Source organism: Coleofasciculus sp. G2-EDA-02 (assembly GCF_040226375.1).
Lineage (GTDB): Bacteria > Cyanobacteriota > Cyanobacteriia > Cyanobacteriales > Coleofasciculaceae > Coleofasciculus.
Window position 1 is genome coordinate 1 of record NZ_JAVKEW010000075.1, and the last position, 14,131, is coordinate 14,131.

A 14,131-nucleotide genomic window follows, 5' to 3' on the forward strand; every position below is an offset into this window, starting at 1 on the left:
GAGCAGCAAACTGGCTATCGCATCCGCTGGTAGGTCTTTAACACTTGCCGATAACGTAGTGCGCTTAGCACTTAGGCTGGTAAGCACAGCTTTAACTTATTTGGCTAAAGCTCCGTGTCTTTAGACCGGGGTTGCTTACAATTGATCAAAGTGAACCAAGTTATCAGAATTTCCAGAATACCAGCGAACAGGTTAAACCTAGCATCTGAGGAAGGTAGAGTTTTATGTAGGGGCAGGTTTGACTGTTATCTTTTCTTGTTTACTTGCGATAGCACTAAACCCGCCCCGACGAGTGGAATAATTGTGAATAAACTCACAACTCCCTCATCTCCCTCAGGTCGCCTAATCCTATTGGCTAACGTCAATATCATAATCTGGGCTAATCACATCAGCCGCCTCTGCTACTTTTTCCCTCACATTTTGCGGTAGCTTCACATACCCTAACTCTGGGGCAATTTCTTGACCTTCATTTAACATATACTCAATTGTTGCTTCTAAAGATTTCGCCGTCTCTGGCTCAGGATAGTCCTTGTAAGCCAAAAGCCAAGTATAGCTAACAATGGGATAGGAGTCTTCGCCTTCGGGATCGGAAATAAATGCCCGCAGGTTTTCTGGCAAAGTCACAGCTTCTAAGGTTTTTGACGCCGATTCATCAGTAGGCTTGACAAAATTCCCCGATTGGTTTTCTAAGGCAGCATAGTTGAGGTTATTCTGCTTGGCGTAGCCGTATTCTACATAGCCAATTGCACCGTCTGTTTGTTGAATCTGAGCCGTAACCCCTTCATTTCCCTTTGCCCCAACCCCTGTGGGCCACTCGACGGTTTTGCCTTCCCCAACTTGCTCTTGCCACTCTGGGCTAATCGTACTCAGGTGTTTGGTAAAGACGCCTGTGGTTCCACTGCCGTCGGAACGGTGAATCACGGTAATCTTTTCATCGGGCAACTCTACACCCTCGTTTGCCGCCGCAATTGCTGGATCATTCCAGTTGGTAATGTTACCGAGGAGTATATCCACATAGACATCCCGTGGCAGTTGCAGGTTTTCTACCCCATCAAGATTGTATGCCAGTACGATACTACCAGCCGTCATCGGCAGCATGAGAACGCCTCTATCAACTTGCTCGATTTCTTCGTCCTTCATTGCCACATCGCTAGCGCCGAAGTCTACCGTACCTTGGAGAAACTGTTCCACACCAGCGCCACTACCGACGGATTGATAGTTGACCCGCAGTTTGGGATATTGACTACTGAGTTCTTGGAACCAACGCTGATATATCGGGGCGGGGAACGATGCACCAGCACCAGTGAGCGCTACAGGTTCAGCCAGGGCGAGTTTGTCGCTTCCCTCACCTGCGACACCTGTTTGATCGGTCTCTCCACCCGTTTCAGTGCTTTGATTTCCGCACGCCGCTAGGCTGACGGCTAGAGCGAGTACAGAAACGGAGCGGACTAAACGAGCTGGATTAATCAAAGCGAGACGGAACACCATTTAACTAAGCCTCAAAGACAATTACACTACGGTAAGTCTCTTGTAGGATACCCCTCATTCGTAAAGAGAAGGTTAACGGGTTTCAATTCAACTACCCCAACTTACTCCGTTCCGCCTTGAGGTGTCACTTCGTTGAAGTTGGGGATTGCATCTTGGCTCCACCTCAGCCCTGAATACCTTAAGCGGTAATCAGTTTTGGTTTCATCACCAGATACATCAGGGACGGCTGAAATACGCCCCGTACTCTCCCACTCTTGGCGAGAGAGCAACACTCTAAGTGCAACATTTCTAGCACCCACTAAATCGGCATGGAGAGTATAACCACATTGCTGACACACAAAAGTTAGACCTTTATTGGGTCTATTTTCTTTAGATGTGTGACCGCAGTGCGGACAAGCCTGAGAAGTGTAATGAGCATCCACTTTAACGGCAAGACTCCCTTTGAGAACAGCTTTGTAGTCAATGAAGCCTTGTAGTTCGGCAAATGACCATTTAGCTCTATTGCTATTAGCCCTGCGTTGTTTCTTGGATGCTTTTTTGCCTTTTTTCTTCTGTCTTGTCCGCTCTCGGATGTGGGTTAAATTCTCCAATCCAATCAAGGTTTCAGGTGTTACCACTTGGTTGGCAATACAGTGATTCGTGTCAGCGATGAACCGTCTCTCCCGTCCAGACAATGCAACCAATCTACGAGTTGCACTACGGGTGCCTCTACGCTGTAAGGACTTTCTCGCTTTTACATAACGAGAAGCCGTATGTCTCACATGAGAGCCACTGAAAAACTGAGTCTTGTTGCGAGTATCTGCTGCAACAGCAATATACCGTTGCCCTACATCCACTCCAACGACTCTATTAATGTCATTGGGGGTCAGGTCTGGTACTTCTAATTCCATACTAACTAGCAGGTAGTAGGTCTTAGTCGGTTTAGAGTACCAAATCTTTCCAGCTCCAATCTTTGCTACTCCAGACTGAATCATTTCTAGATGCTTGGAGTAGCCTTTGTAGCTCACTTTGATGCGACCAGTAGTAGTGGTAATACCAACCTGACCATCTTTGGCGAATGAATAATCTTTCTGGTAGTTTAAGGTGCAGGTTCTGGAAACAAATTTAGGCGGTACATCTAATCCTTTGTACCGCTTAGGAGTGCGACCTGCTTTAATTGCCTCCTCGTTTTGCTTCAACTTTGTTCGCAAAGATTTGTATGTTACCCCAACCTGTCGGGGAACGTTACAAGCCATCTGAGATGGAAGATTAAACTTTTCGCGAAGTATGTAATACACTTGTTTCTGAATTTTCGTGCCGTTGTATGTTTTACCCATCTCAAAGGCAACACCGGACGTATAATTCAGTGCATCCCTATATGCCAAAGAAGTCACCCGGAGTTGTTCTTTTTGCTCTTGGGTGACTTCTAGTTTTAATTTGGCAGTTAGGACTTGTTGCATAACACTTTCACGAACTTGTTCTATATTAACACTCTCGTGAACTAGCGACCAGTATTTGGATGCCTTCGCCCCTCCGGCATCCCTCTATCCCTCCCCACCCTAAGCATCGTTTGCTGAACGCGCACTCGCTTCGAGGGTGGGGACTCTCGCGAAACTGTTGAATTTCTGTAGGGGTTTGGGAACCAAACCCCTGTTATTAATTCGGGTTCCCAACCCCTAGTATTAATTATCCGGTAAGACAGAATTGGTGCAGCATGTCGGATATACGGTATAGTGTGAAGTTGCGGTTCTATCGGTTGTGACATCACGACCAAACCGCCGACGTGAAAAGCGAGGGTTTAAGCAGCGTGGTTCAAACGCCATTACGACAGTCTGACAATTCACTCCATCCGGATGGGGCGAATTCCCCAGTCTCAGCGCCAACCTCAGTGCGAGATTGGCTCGCCTCTGTCGCCCAACGGATCATAGCAGGCGATCGCATCAATCGAGAGGAAGCGCTGAAACTGACGCAGATAGAGGGACAAGACAATATTCTGCTCCTGTGTGAAGCGGCTGATCAAGTGCGCCAAGCTTGCTGTGGCAACACCGTGGATTTATGCAGTATTGTTAACATTAAATCCGGTAGCTGCTCAGAAAACTGCGGCTTTTGCGCCCAGTCTGCCCATCATCCCGGAAAAGATTCTCCCATTTACGGACTCAAATCCCCAGAGGAAATACTGGCACAAGCGAAAGCAGCAGATGCAGCAGGGGCAAAGCGTTTTTGTCTGGTGAGTCAAGGGCGTGGACCTAAATATCAGTCCCCCAAATCCACAGAATTTGAGCAAATTCTCCAAACCGTCCAGCGTATTATTAGCGAAACCAGTATTAAGCCCTGTTGTGCTTTAGGCGAAGTGACACCAGAACAGGCACAGGCACTCAAAGCAGCAGGAGTAACCCGATATAACCATAACTTAGAGGCATCGGAGAACTTTTTCCCGGAAATTGTCACAACTCATCGTTGGCGCGATCGCGTAGAGACGATTAAACACCTAAAAGCAGCAGGAATTCAAGCTTGTACGGGTGGTATTTTGGGGATGGGGGAAACCTGGGCAGATCGGGTGGATTTAGCCCTAGCCTTGCGGGAATTAGAGGTGGAATCTGTACCCCTGAACTTGCTGAATCCCCGTCAAGGAACTCCTTTGGCAGAACAGAATAAACTTGATCCATACGAAGCCCTAAAAGCGATCGCGATTTTCCGGCTGATTTTACCCGAACAAATCATTCGCTATGCTGGCGGAAGAGAAGCGGTGATGGGCGAACTCCAAGCCTGGGGATTAAAAGCTGGGATTAATGCTATGTTAATTGGTCATTATCTAACTACTCTCGGACAGCCGCCAGAACAGGATCATGCCATGTTAGAGTCATTAGGATTAACGGGAGGTGAAGCACCGATTCCCGGAGAGCATCAATCCCAGCAGGTATAGAGGGGGAGTTAAGAACGATTCGCGTAAAAGTGTCTGCTCCCCATGAACTCGTTTGGGCTTTCATTGGCTTATTACTGACTATCGGTGGCACATTTTTAGAAGCCTTCGTGACAAATCCGCCCTGGGATTGGTCAAACCAAGGAATTCAGCCTGTTTCCTTAGGCGTTACCTGTCAGATTGGGGCGGTTCTATTGGTTGGTTGTTTAGGCGGAAAAAATGCAGGTGTCCTGTCTCAAATCGCTTATGTGGTCTTAGGCTTAATTTTACCAGTCTTTGACCAGGGTGGGGGTATCGGCTATTTAAGAGAACCCAGTTTTGGGTATTTATTAGGATTTATTGCCGGGGCTTGGGTTTGTGGTTTTTTGGCATTTCGTTTACCTTTGCGATTAGAATCTCTAGGGTTTAGCTGCCTTGGCGGCTTATTTACGATTCATATTTATGGTCTAGGCTATTTAACCATTTTTCATCTTATTTTTAATATGACAAGTATGGATGGTTTGTCGCTTATGGATGCGATGTTGAAATACTCGCTTTACCCTTTACCAGGACATTTAGTGATTGTTTGCGCGGTTACAGTTGTGGCGTATACCCTGCGGCATTTATTGTTTTATTAATCATTTCATGATTTTATGCTCAAGGCTTCCTGAATTTACCACTAATGAATGAGACGTGAGCATCCCAGAAGTAAGTACACTGAAAATTATGGAAAATAGCTTATTCGATAAAACATTCCGAGACAGCCAGGGCAATATTGTCATTGCTCAACCGCCAAATCTGCCGCTTTTATTTGGGATTACAGCGGCTGTACTCAGCTTAATGGTGAAAAGCGGCAATATCCATATAGGTGTAGATGCAATAGCTTTTGGCTGTTTGTTTACTTGGGCGTGGCAGGAGTTATTCGAGGGGGTGAACTACTTTCGTCGGGGGCTAGGTTTACTCGTGCTGATTGGTGTAATCGCTTCCAGGTTTTTCAACAACTTCTGAGTGTTGCTCGGTTTATTAAAACTATTTTTCCGATGAAATCTATCCTAGTTTTCGGTAGCATCAATATTGATTTAGTTACCAAAACTCCCCGCTTACCTGTCGCCGGTGAAACACTACAAGGATCTGAATTTTTTACCGCCCCTGGGGGGAAAGGGGCAAATCAAGCTGTCGCCGCCGCGCGACTGGGAATGCTGACTCACTTGGTTGGGCGCTTGGGAGATGATGCCTTTGCCCATCAATTGCTTGTCAGTCTACAAGCCGCAGGGGTGCAGACTGACAAAATTTTGCGGGATACTTCAGCGAGTTCCGGTGTGGCTGTCATTTTGGTTGATGAAGCGGGTGAAAATCAGATTGTGATTACATCGGGTGCAAATGGACAGCTAAATCAAAGCGATGTGGAACGTCTCAAACCCCTCTTAAGAGAAGCCGCCGCCTTACTGATGCAGTTAGAAATTCCCTTATTCGCCGTAGTTGAAGCGGCTAGGGTTGCCCATGCCGCAGGCGTTCCGGTTATTCTTGATCCAGCACCTGCCCAGGATATTCCACCCGAATTGTATACCCTGGTTGATATTATGACTCCGAATCAGATAGAAGCCAGCCAGCTTGTGGGTTTTGCTGTGGATAGTTTGGAAACAGCCAAACAAGCCGCGCCTATCCTACAACAACGGGGCGTTAAGACTGTGATTCTGACACTGGGGAACCAAGGCGTTTACTGTAGCACCTCATCAGAAAGCTTTTTTGTGCCAGCATTTCCGGTTCAGGTTGTGGATACCACGGCGGCGGGTGATGGGTTTAATGGCGCATTAGCGGTTGCGTTGGCAGAGGGATTATCGATACAACAGGCAGTTATCTGGGGCGCAGCAGCGGGGGCAATTTCAGTTACCCAAGCCGGGGCGCAGCCTTCGCTGCCGAATCGCGAAGCATTGGAACGGTTCCTTACCCATGTAGAGACGTAGCATGCTACGTCTCTACACCAAATTCGTAGCGTTTTTTCTCGTTCAGATTAACCGCCAGCCACAGCAGGTACAATGCTGACTTCATCGCCATCGCTGAGTTGGGTATTTGTGCCATCGAGAAAGCGAATATCTTCGCTATTGACGTAGAAGTTTAAAAAGCGACGAGGCTTTCCTTGATCATCACACAAACGTCCTTTAATTCCAGGACAACTAATTTCGAGAGAGTCCAAAAGTTCAGCAACATTGCCAGCGCTGCATTCAATCATTGCTTTATCGTTGGTGAATTTCTGGAGAGTGGTAGGAATTAGAACTTTTACAGCCATAGATTAGGAATCAACAATTAATGGATAGATGTTTGAAACCTGTCTAAGTAGAGATATAGCATAATACCTCTCAAAACCAGGTTTCCTTTAGTCAAAACTTGGTCGGGGCGGGTTTAGTCACATCTGGGTGCAACAGAAATGATAATAGTGAAAAGAGCCCCTACAGAAATGCCATGGTATGTTCCAGACGTAGCAGGCTACGTCTGGAACATGATTAAACCAGGACTTGTTGCCATTCCAAACGGTCAAGGGTACGCGCCCGTTCTAAGGCTCGCTCAAAACTATCTAATTTCGGTTCAATGGTGAGGGGTTCACCAATATATCCTTGTACCGCTTCTTGGGTTTTTAGTCCATTCCCGGTGATATAGGCAACGGTGGTTTCATCGGGGTCAATTTTTCCAGCTTCCACCAATTTCTTGAGGACGGCTATTGTTGTACCACCAGCGGTTTCGGTAAAGATTCCTTCGGTTTCAGCTAGCAGTTTCATCCCTTCAACAATTTCGGCGTCGGTGACGGATTCAATGGTGCCGTTGGTTTTCTGGGCGAGCTCTAGGGCATAGATTCCATCCGCTGGATTTCCAATCGCGATCGATTTAGCTATTGTACTGGGTTTTACTGGAGTCACGAAATCCCGTCCTTCCCGGAAGGCTTGGGCAATGGGAGAACAGCCTTCGGCTTGTGCGCCACTGAAGCGAACGGCTTTATCGGCTACTAAACCCGTTTTAATGAATTCTTGGAAGCCTTTATGAATTTTCGTGAACAGAGAACCGGAAGCTAGGGGCGCCACAATATGATCCGGTAGCTGCCAACCCAGTTGTTCGGCGACTTCAAAGCCTAGGGTTTTTGAGCCTTCAGAATAGTAAGGACGCAAATTAATATTGACAAATCCCCAACCCTGGGTATTGGCAACCTCACAACAGAGGCGGTTGACCTGATCATAGTTGCCTTGAACTGCCATTACTGTGGGGTTGTAGATTAATGTGCCTAAGACTTTACCCGCTTCTAAGTCAGCCGGAATAAATACACAACAATCGAGTCCGGCGTGTGCCGCGATCGCAGCGGTAGAATTGGCTAAGTTGCCGGTACTCGCACAAGATACTGTAGAAAATCCTAATTCTCTAGCTCTAGTCAGTGCGACGGAAACCACCCTATCCTTGAAACTCAAGGTGGGCATGTTTACCGCATCATTTTTAATATAAAGATTTTTTAGACCCAGGCGTCGTGCTAAGCGATGGGATTTGACTAAAGGTGTCATCCCTGTGCCTACATCAATAAGATTGTCTGTAGCTACGGGTAAGAAGGAACGATAGCGCCAAATTGAATTCGGTCCTGACTGAATTGTCTCACGGCTAACGTGGCGGCGCAGGGCGTCGTAGTCATAGGTGACTTCCAAAGGACCGAAGCAGAACTCGCAAACGTGGATGGCTTGAGGTTCGTATTCGGCGCCACACTCTTTACAGGTGAGGTTTTTGAATGTGGCAGCGGTGCTGGATGTATGGGGGATGGTTGCCTGGGTCATGGGTGGTCTCTCTCTATTCGTCAACGTTTTGCTGATAGTATCACAGCTCAAAACTACCGTCAAATATACCCGACTTTTTTTGTCGGGTTTAAATTTTAGTGATCACGTAGTTCGTAGCTAGGGAAACCAGGGGCTTTATCCATGCAGACAGGAAAGATGCTGACGGTGTTACCCTGAGTGCAAGTAACATTAGGGCAATCAGGGCGGGATTTACACAAACGCTATCATCAATAGCCAAGCCTAAAGTCCCATTACCCGTCCCCCATCCTATCTCTTGTCTCATCTTTCCAGATATCTTCAACAACGATGAATCCTTATCAAGTGGGTGGGAGTCTGCACAAAGATGCTCCCATCTATGTTCAACGAAAAGCCGATCAGCAACTGTATCAATTACTTAAACAGGGTGAGTTTTGCTATGTTCTTAACTGTCGGCAAATGGGCAAATCTTCCCTATTGGTAAAAACCTGCCATCGCCTGCAACAAGAGGGGTTTATTTGTGCCACCATTGATATGACCATGATTGGCTCGGAAACGATTACGCCGACTCAGTGGTATAAGGGACTGATTCTAGATTTAAGTCGAAAATTAAAACTATTTAAAACGGTTAATATAAAAACTTGGTGGCAACAGCAAGAGGATATTTCTCTACCCCAGCGATTCAATAAGTTTATCTGTGAAATAGTTTTAAGTCATTTCCCTAGCCAAAATCTGATTATTTTTATCGATGAAATTGATAGTATTTTAAGTTTAGATTTCCCCATTGATGACTTTTTTGCCTTAATTCGATATTGCTATAACCAACGTACTTTAGAACCAGACTACAATCGCCTCACTTTTGCCCTATTCGGTGTGGCAACACCCAGCGATTTAATTGCTGACAAAAAACGCACTCCATTTAATATCGGCAAAGCCATCGAACTGCAAGGCTTTAAACTGGAAGAATCTCAACCCTTAGCCCAAGGATTCAGCCAACAATTCGCTAACCCTCAAGCCATCCTCAAAGAAATATTAGCTTGGACAGAAGGGCAACCTTTTTTGACCCAAAAGCTTTGTCAAATGGTGCTGGAAGTAGGGCAACAGACAGTCAGTGAGCCGCTGAAAATTCCACCAGGAACCGAAGCGTTTTGGGTAGAATCCATAGTGCGCGATCGCATCATTCACCATTGGGAATCCCAGGATGAGCCAGAACACCTACGTACCGTCCGCGATCGCCTCTTGAGAAACGAAGCACGAGCGGGCAGATTACTGGGAATTTATCAACAAATTTTACAGGGTATTGATATCGAAACGGATGATAGTCGCGAGCAAACAGAATTATTACTATCGGGTTTGGTTGTCAAAGAACAGGGTATTTTAAAACTAAAAAATCGCGTCTATCTAGCCGTTTTTAACCCCGACTGGGTTGAGAAACAATTAACCAATCTGCGCCCTTACTCTCAAACCTTAGCAGCTTGGGTAGGATCACAATTTCAGGATTCATCACGACTCTTGCGCGGACAGGCTTTAAAAGATGCCCAAAGTTGGTCTCAGGGCAAAAGTTTGAGTGACTTAGATTATCAATTCTTAGCCGCCAGCGAAACCTGCGATCGCAATGAGGTTCAACAGCAGATAGAAGCCGAGCGCATCAAGGAAGTTGAAGCACGACTAGCTGCTGAACGTGAGATTGGCAAAAAGCAGCGATTACTGTTGGTAACCTTTGGGATAATGTTGATTCTCGTCAGTGGATTAGCCGGGGCAATTCTGGTGCAAAACCGCAGGTTAGCGATTAGTGAAATTGAGGCAATTACTACGTCTTCAGAAGCACTATTTGCCCTCGATCAACGATTAGATGCTTTAATCGCTGCCCTACGAGCAAAACAGAAATTACAAGCCTTAGGTCAAGTAGACACCCAGACAAAAAAATCAGTTGAAAAAGTGCTACGAAAGGCAGTGTATGGTGTCAAAGAATATAACCGCCTCTCTGGTCATCGCCAGCAAGTACATGACGTAGAATTTAGTCCCGATGGTTCAATGATTGCCTCAGCGGGTGAAGATAAAACGATTAAGCTTTGGCAACCTGATGGAACGTTATTAACCACAATTCAAGCACACAGCGATACAGTAAAAAGTGTAACATTTAGCCCAGATAGTAAATTTATTGCTTCGGCAAGTAAGGATAAAACAGTAAAACTGTGGCGGCGCAATGGTACGTTAGTTGCCACACTGAATGGACATAAAAATCAGGTGAATACTGTCACTTTTAGTCCTAATGGTCAGATGTTAGTCTCTGGTAGTGATGATCAAACGATAAGACTTTGGAGAATTGATCGGACTTGCATTAGTTCTCAATCAACAATCAACAATCCCCAAGAATGCTTTATTCCTAGGATTATCAAAGAACATAACGCAGAAGTTCGCCATGTAGCCTTTAGTCCAGATGGTCAATACTTTGCCTCTGCCAGTTGGGATAAAACAGTGAAAATTTGGACATATAAGGGTATGTTGCTAAAAACCCTCAAAGGTCATGAGAGTTTGGTAAATTATGTAAAATTTAGTCCCAATGATAAACTTGTGGCTTCAAGTTATATAGATGGAACAGTCAAACTCTGGCAGGCTGATGGGATGTTATTAAGAACCTTAGAAGGACATACTGATGGAGTTTTTGGTTTGGCGTTTAGCCCGGATGGTCAAACCCTTGCTTCTGCGAGTTGGGATCAAACCGTTAGACTTTGGCAAACCAATGGAACCGAACTCACTGTTTTGAACGGGCATCAAAATGGACTCTGGGCGGTAGCGTTTAGCCCCGATGGTCAAATGTTGGCTTCTGCGAGTTTGGATGGCACAATTAAACTTTGGACGCTGGAAAAAACTTTGTTAACTTTTCTCCAAGGACATCAGGATGCTATTTGGGGTGTTGATTTTAGTCCGAATAGTCAAACTCTGGTTTCTGGGAGTTGGGATGGTGCGATAAAACTCTGGCGACGTGATGGTGAGTTGTTGGCGTCTTTTGAAGGGCATGATGAAGCCGTGTTCGATGTTGCTGTTGCTCCCCCAGTGAATGCTAATAGTTCCTCGAAAAATGGTATTGTGACGAAGAAAGAAATTAATCCAGGCAATAGCGAAATTATTGAATCACTGCCAACCAATGAGCTAATGATTGCCTCAGCGAGTGTAGATAAAACTATTAAATTTTGGCAGGGTGATGGGACTTTATTGAAAACGTTACGGGGACATAGTAGCACCGTTTACGGTGTAGCATTTAGCCCAGAGGGTCAGTTGCTTGCCTCTGCGAGTAGCGATCAAACCGTCAAACTCTGGACGCGGGATGGTAAATTCCTTAAAACCTTAACTGGACATAACGAGGCAGTTTATGAGGTGGTATTTAGCCCAGATGGTGAGTTAATTGCTTCTGGAAGTGAAGATAAAACGATTAAAATTTGGAAACGGGATGGCAGTTTGCTGAACACCTTAACCGGACATGGTGATAGTATTCGTGCTTTAGCCTTTAGTCCCGATAGTCAACGCCTTGCGTCTGCGAGTTGGGATAATATGATTAAACTTTGGACAAGGGATGGTACATTACTAGCCACTCTAAACGGGCATCGCGATCGCGTCAACGATATTGTATTTAGTCCCGATGGGCAACTTCTGGCGTCTGCGAGTTTGGATAAGACGGTGAAGCTGTGGCGCAATGACGGTACACTTCTAGTCACCTTAGAAGCCCATCGCGATCGCGTCTATGATGTTACCTTTAGTCCTGATGGTCGCACCCTTGCCTCTGCTAGTGTGGACAAAACTGTAATTCTGTGGGATTTAGACCAAATCATTGATCTCGATCAGCTCTGGGCGTTTGGTTGCCATTGGGTGCAGGACTATCTGCGGACAAATTCTCAAGTGAAGGAACAGTATACAAAAATTTGTGATAATAGAGGTAAGCCTTAACCTAGCAGGTGTTTTAATTCTTGAGGACTGAGTAGAGATGTTCTGGTGGAACGCCTGGATTTCGGTGCAATGTCTGTACAAAATTAGAATTCATAAACGATAAAATTTGTCAATAGGTTACCTTTTTTTTAATAAATTAATGTTGTAATTTAATGATTATTTGTTATGTTTTTATATAGACTAGCTATCTATATTTTTAAGAATACCGTGTGATCAGACAGAACACCAAACCTATAATTCTATTCCTTTGATAGTATGGATACTCTGACTCAGCTTGCGACTCGCCGTTATTTTGACCAAAAACTCGAACAAGAGTGGCATCATTTAAATGTAGAACAGTCTCCTCTATCCTTAATCTTGTGCGATATTGATTGTTTCAAACTCTACAACAAAGTCTATGGCATAGCAGCAGGAGATGAGTGTTTACGGCGCATTGCTTATTGCCTGCGTAGCTGTGTCAAGCGGACAACGGATGTCGTGGCGCGTTATGGGGGAGAAGAATTTGCGATCCTTTTACCTCATACGAATGCCACGGGAGCGTTTCAAGTAGCAGAAAGGATGCGAGACAAGGTTAAATCTCTGGCGATTGAATTTAAACCGCCTGAGACGTTAAAGTTGCCTGCTTCTGTGGTAACGGTTAGTTTAGGTGTGGCAAGTCTGGTTGACCCCCATACTGACATCGATACCTTGATTATGGCGGCAAATCAAGCCCTGTATCTATCGAAACAGCAAGGACGCGATCGCGTTACCCTGAATTCAGTATAAATCTGACTTGTTCCTTGAGTGCAACCAAGGGTCATGCATTCGTAGGGGAGAAGCATTCGCGTCCAGATGTCTCGGTTTTCTATCAACGTCCCAACGCGAATGCTTCGCCCAATTCCCCATCCCCAATTGTAAACAGATGTTGCGACCAATTTAAAAATATGTTGAGAAATGCGCCAAACCTCAAATACGGTCTTATCCTTGGAACTTAAAGAAATGTGTCGAGGTTGATAATGGAACAATTTAACAAATATCGCTTGATCTGCACCCTGAGTTTTGGCGATATCTATGGACAAATCATTGTGTGGTTAATCGTCATTTTCATAAGTCTTGCCTCTGCACTGGCGCTGTGGAGTGCCGAGCGCCAAATTTATGCATTGGCAACGGTGGGATTAGTCTTGGTCTTGTCTTTGCCCTTTTTACTCTTTGCCTTTGTGACCACATTGCTGAATCATATTGAAATATTAGCGATGGAGGAGCAGGAAACAACGGCTGCCAATCGGAGCAGTCGCGGTGCATCCCAACCGGCTCAGGCAACTAGCTAGTCTGAGGAGGAGCAGAGGGAGCAGAGGGAGCAGGGGGGGCTGGGGGAGCTGGGGGAGCTGGGGGAGCAGAGGGGCGGAGGAGATTTACAGATCAGTTATTTCCGCGCCTGCCGCACAAGTACGGCAGGCGCGGAAATCTAAAAAGTTCCCTGCCTTTTGGTGGGGAATTTTAGTAATCGGTCAACAGGTTCGCGAGAGTCCCCACCCTCAGCGCTAGCAGGGTGGGGAGGAATAGCTCTTAATCGGAGGTACGGAGATTCCCAATATACTTAGTCTGGTAGTTGCTTAATCCAGTCTTGGACAATTTCTGACATTGAGACACCTAGCCTATCAGATTCTTTCTTGATTTTCTCTTTCTCTTTGTCGGTCAGTCTGACAATTACCTTATTCGTTCTAGCCATTTTCCGGATTCAGTGTTATCCTGTGAGTACACACATATAGGATAACTAAGATTTCAGCCAATGCCAGTCCGACGTGCAACTTTTCGGCTATACCCCAATAGAAAGCAAGAGCAGACATTGCGGTATCACCGTAAGTTGCACAAGGATCTGTATAACGCTGCTGTTTGCAATCGGTTCACCCAGTACCAGAAGTTTAACCATCGGGTTGACTACTTCGAGCAACAAAACTCTTTACCTGCCTTCAAGGAAGTTTGGGTAGAGTACAAAGAGTGTAATTGTATGACCTTGCAGGCTACGTTAAAGCGTGTTGATTACGCATTTAATCGGTGG

12 protein-coding genes and 1 pseudogene are annotated in these 14,131 nt (G+C 45.7%); 8 read left to right on the top strand and 5 right to left on the bottom strand.

The window, feature by feature from the left end:
* Positions 1–348: 348 nt before the first annotated feature.
* On the bottom strand, positions 349–1,488 hold the full coding sequence (gene pstS, locus RLO19_RS07890; protein ID WP_446355331.1) for a phosphate ABC transporter substrate-binding protein PstS: 1,140 nt from the start codon (positions 1,486–1,488) through the stop codon (positions 349–351).
* A 101-nt stretch (positions 1,489–1,589) separates the two neighbouring features.
* The gene (locus RLO19_RS07895) at positions 1,590–2,927 is read right to left on the bottom strand and encodes an RNA-guided endonuclease InsQ/TnpB family protein (protein WP_446355333.1); all 1,338 of its coding nucleotides are present in this window, start codon (positions 2,925–2,927) and stop codon (positions 1,590–1,592) included.
* A gap of 347 nt (positions 2,928–3,274) precedes the next feature.
* On the opposite strand from RLO19_RS07895, the gene bioB reads away from it, so the two are divergent.
* From bioB to rbsK, 4 genes are all read left to right on the top strand, one after another.
* The gene (bioB, locus tag RLO19_RS07900; protein WP_446355335.1) at positions 3,275–4,390 is read left to right on the top strand and encodes a biotin synthase BioB; all 1,116 of its coding nucleotides are present in this window, start codon (positions 3,275–3,277) and stop codon (positions 4,388–4,390) included.
* Positions 4,391–4,419: 29 nt separating this feature from the next.
* Positions 4,420–5,004, top strand: a complete 585-nt coding sequence (locus RLO19_RS07905) for a biotin transporter BioY (RefSeq protein WP_446355337.1) — start codon at positions 4,420–4,422, stop codon at positions 5,002–5,004.
* Positions 5,005–5,092: 88 nt separating this feature from the next.
* The gene (locus RLO19_RS07910) at positions 5,093–5,374 is read left to right on the top strand and encodes a hypothetical protein (protein ID WP_446355339.1); all 282 of its coding nucleotides are present in this window, start codon (positions 5,093–5,095) and stop codon (positions 5,372–5,374) included.
* 32 nt (positions 5,375–5,406) lie between these two features.
* Entirely contained in the window at positions 5,407–6,330 is a 924-nt protein-coding gene (gene rbsK, locus RLO19_RS07915; RefSeq protein WP_446355341.1) for a ribokinase, read from the top strand.
* Positions 6,331–6,377: 47 nt separating this feature from the next.
* Here the strand turns inward: rbsK and RLO19_RS07920 are convergent, their stop codons facing one another.
* Together RLO19_RS07920 and thrC are read right to left on the bottom strand one after the other, a co-directional pair.
* Complete coding sequence (locus tag RLO19_RS07920; protein ID WP_446337847.1) at positions 6,378–6,653, bottom strand: MoaD/ThiS family protein; 276 nt, start codon at positions 6,651–6,653, stop codon at positions 6,378–6,380.
* 214 nt (positions 6,654–6,867) lie between these two features.
* Positions 6,868–8,172, bottom strand: a complete 1,305-nt coding sequence (gene thrC / locus RLO19_RS07925) for a threonine synthase (protein WP_446355343.1) — start codon at positions 8,170–8,172, stop codon at positions 6,868–6,870.
* Positions 8,173–8,478: 306 nt separating this feature from the next.
* Here thrC and RLO19_RS07930 point away from each other — a divergent pair, with 306 nt between their 5' ends.
* The 3 genes from RLO19_RS07930 (at position 8,479) to RLO19_RS07940 (ending at position 13,400) form a co-directional block, all read left to right on the top strand.
* The gene (locus tag RLO19_RS07930) at positions 8,479–12,093 is read left to right on the top strand and encodes a WD40 domain-containing protein (RefSeq protein ID WP_446355345.1); all 3,615 of its coding nucleotides are present in this window, start codon (positions 8,479–8,481) and stop codon (positions 12,091–12,093) included.
* A 255-nt stretch (positions 12,094–12,348) separates the two neighbouring features.
* On the top strand, positions 12,349–12,858 hold the full coding sequence (locus RLO19_RS07935; protein ID WP_446355346.1) for a diguanylate cyclase: 510 nt from the start codon (positions 12,349–12,351) through the stop codon (positions 12,856–12,858).
* 230 nt (positions 12,859–13,088) lie between these two features.
* Complete coding sequence (locus RLO19_RS07940; protein WP_446337851.1) at positions 13,089–13,400, top strand: hypothetical protein; 312 nt, start codon at positions 13,089–13,091, stop codon at positions 13,398–13,400.
* A gap of 269 nt (positions 13,401–13,669) precedes the next feature.
* On the opposite strand, the gene RLO19_RS07945 is transcribed toward RLO19_RS07940, so the two are convergent.
* Complete coding sequence (locus tag RLO19_RS07945) at positions 13,670–13,801, bottom strand: ribbon-helix-helix protein, CopG family (RefSeq protein WP_446337852.1); 132 nt, start codon at positions 13,799–13,801, stop codon at positions 13,670–13,672.
* A gap of 60 nt (positions 13,802–13,861) precedes the next feature.
* Between RLO19_RS07945 and RLO19_RS07950 the strand changes: the two are divergent.
* Positions 13,862–14,131 (top strand): annotated as a pseudogene (locus RLO19_RS07950) (RNA-guided endonuclease InsQ/TnpB family protein); the annotation flags it as partial.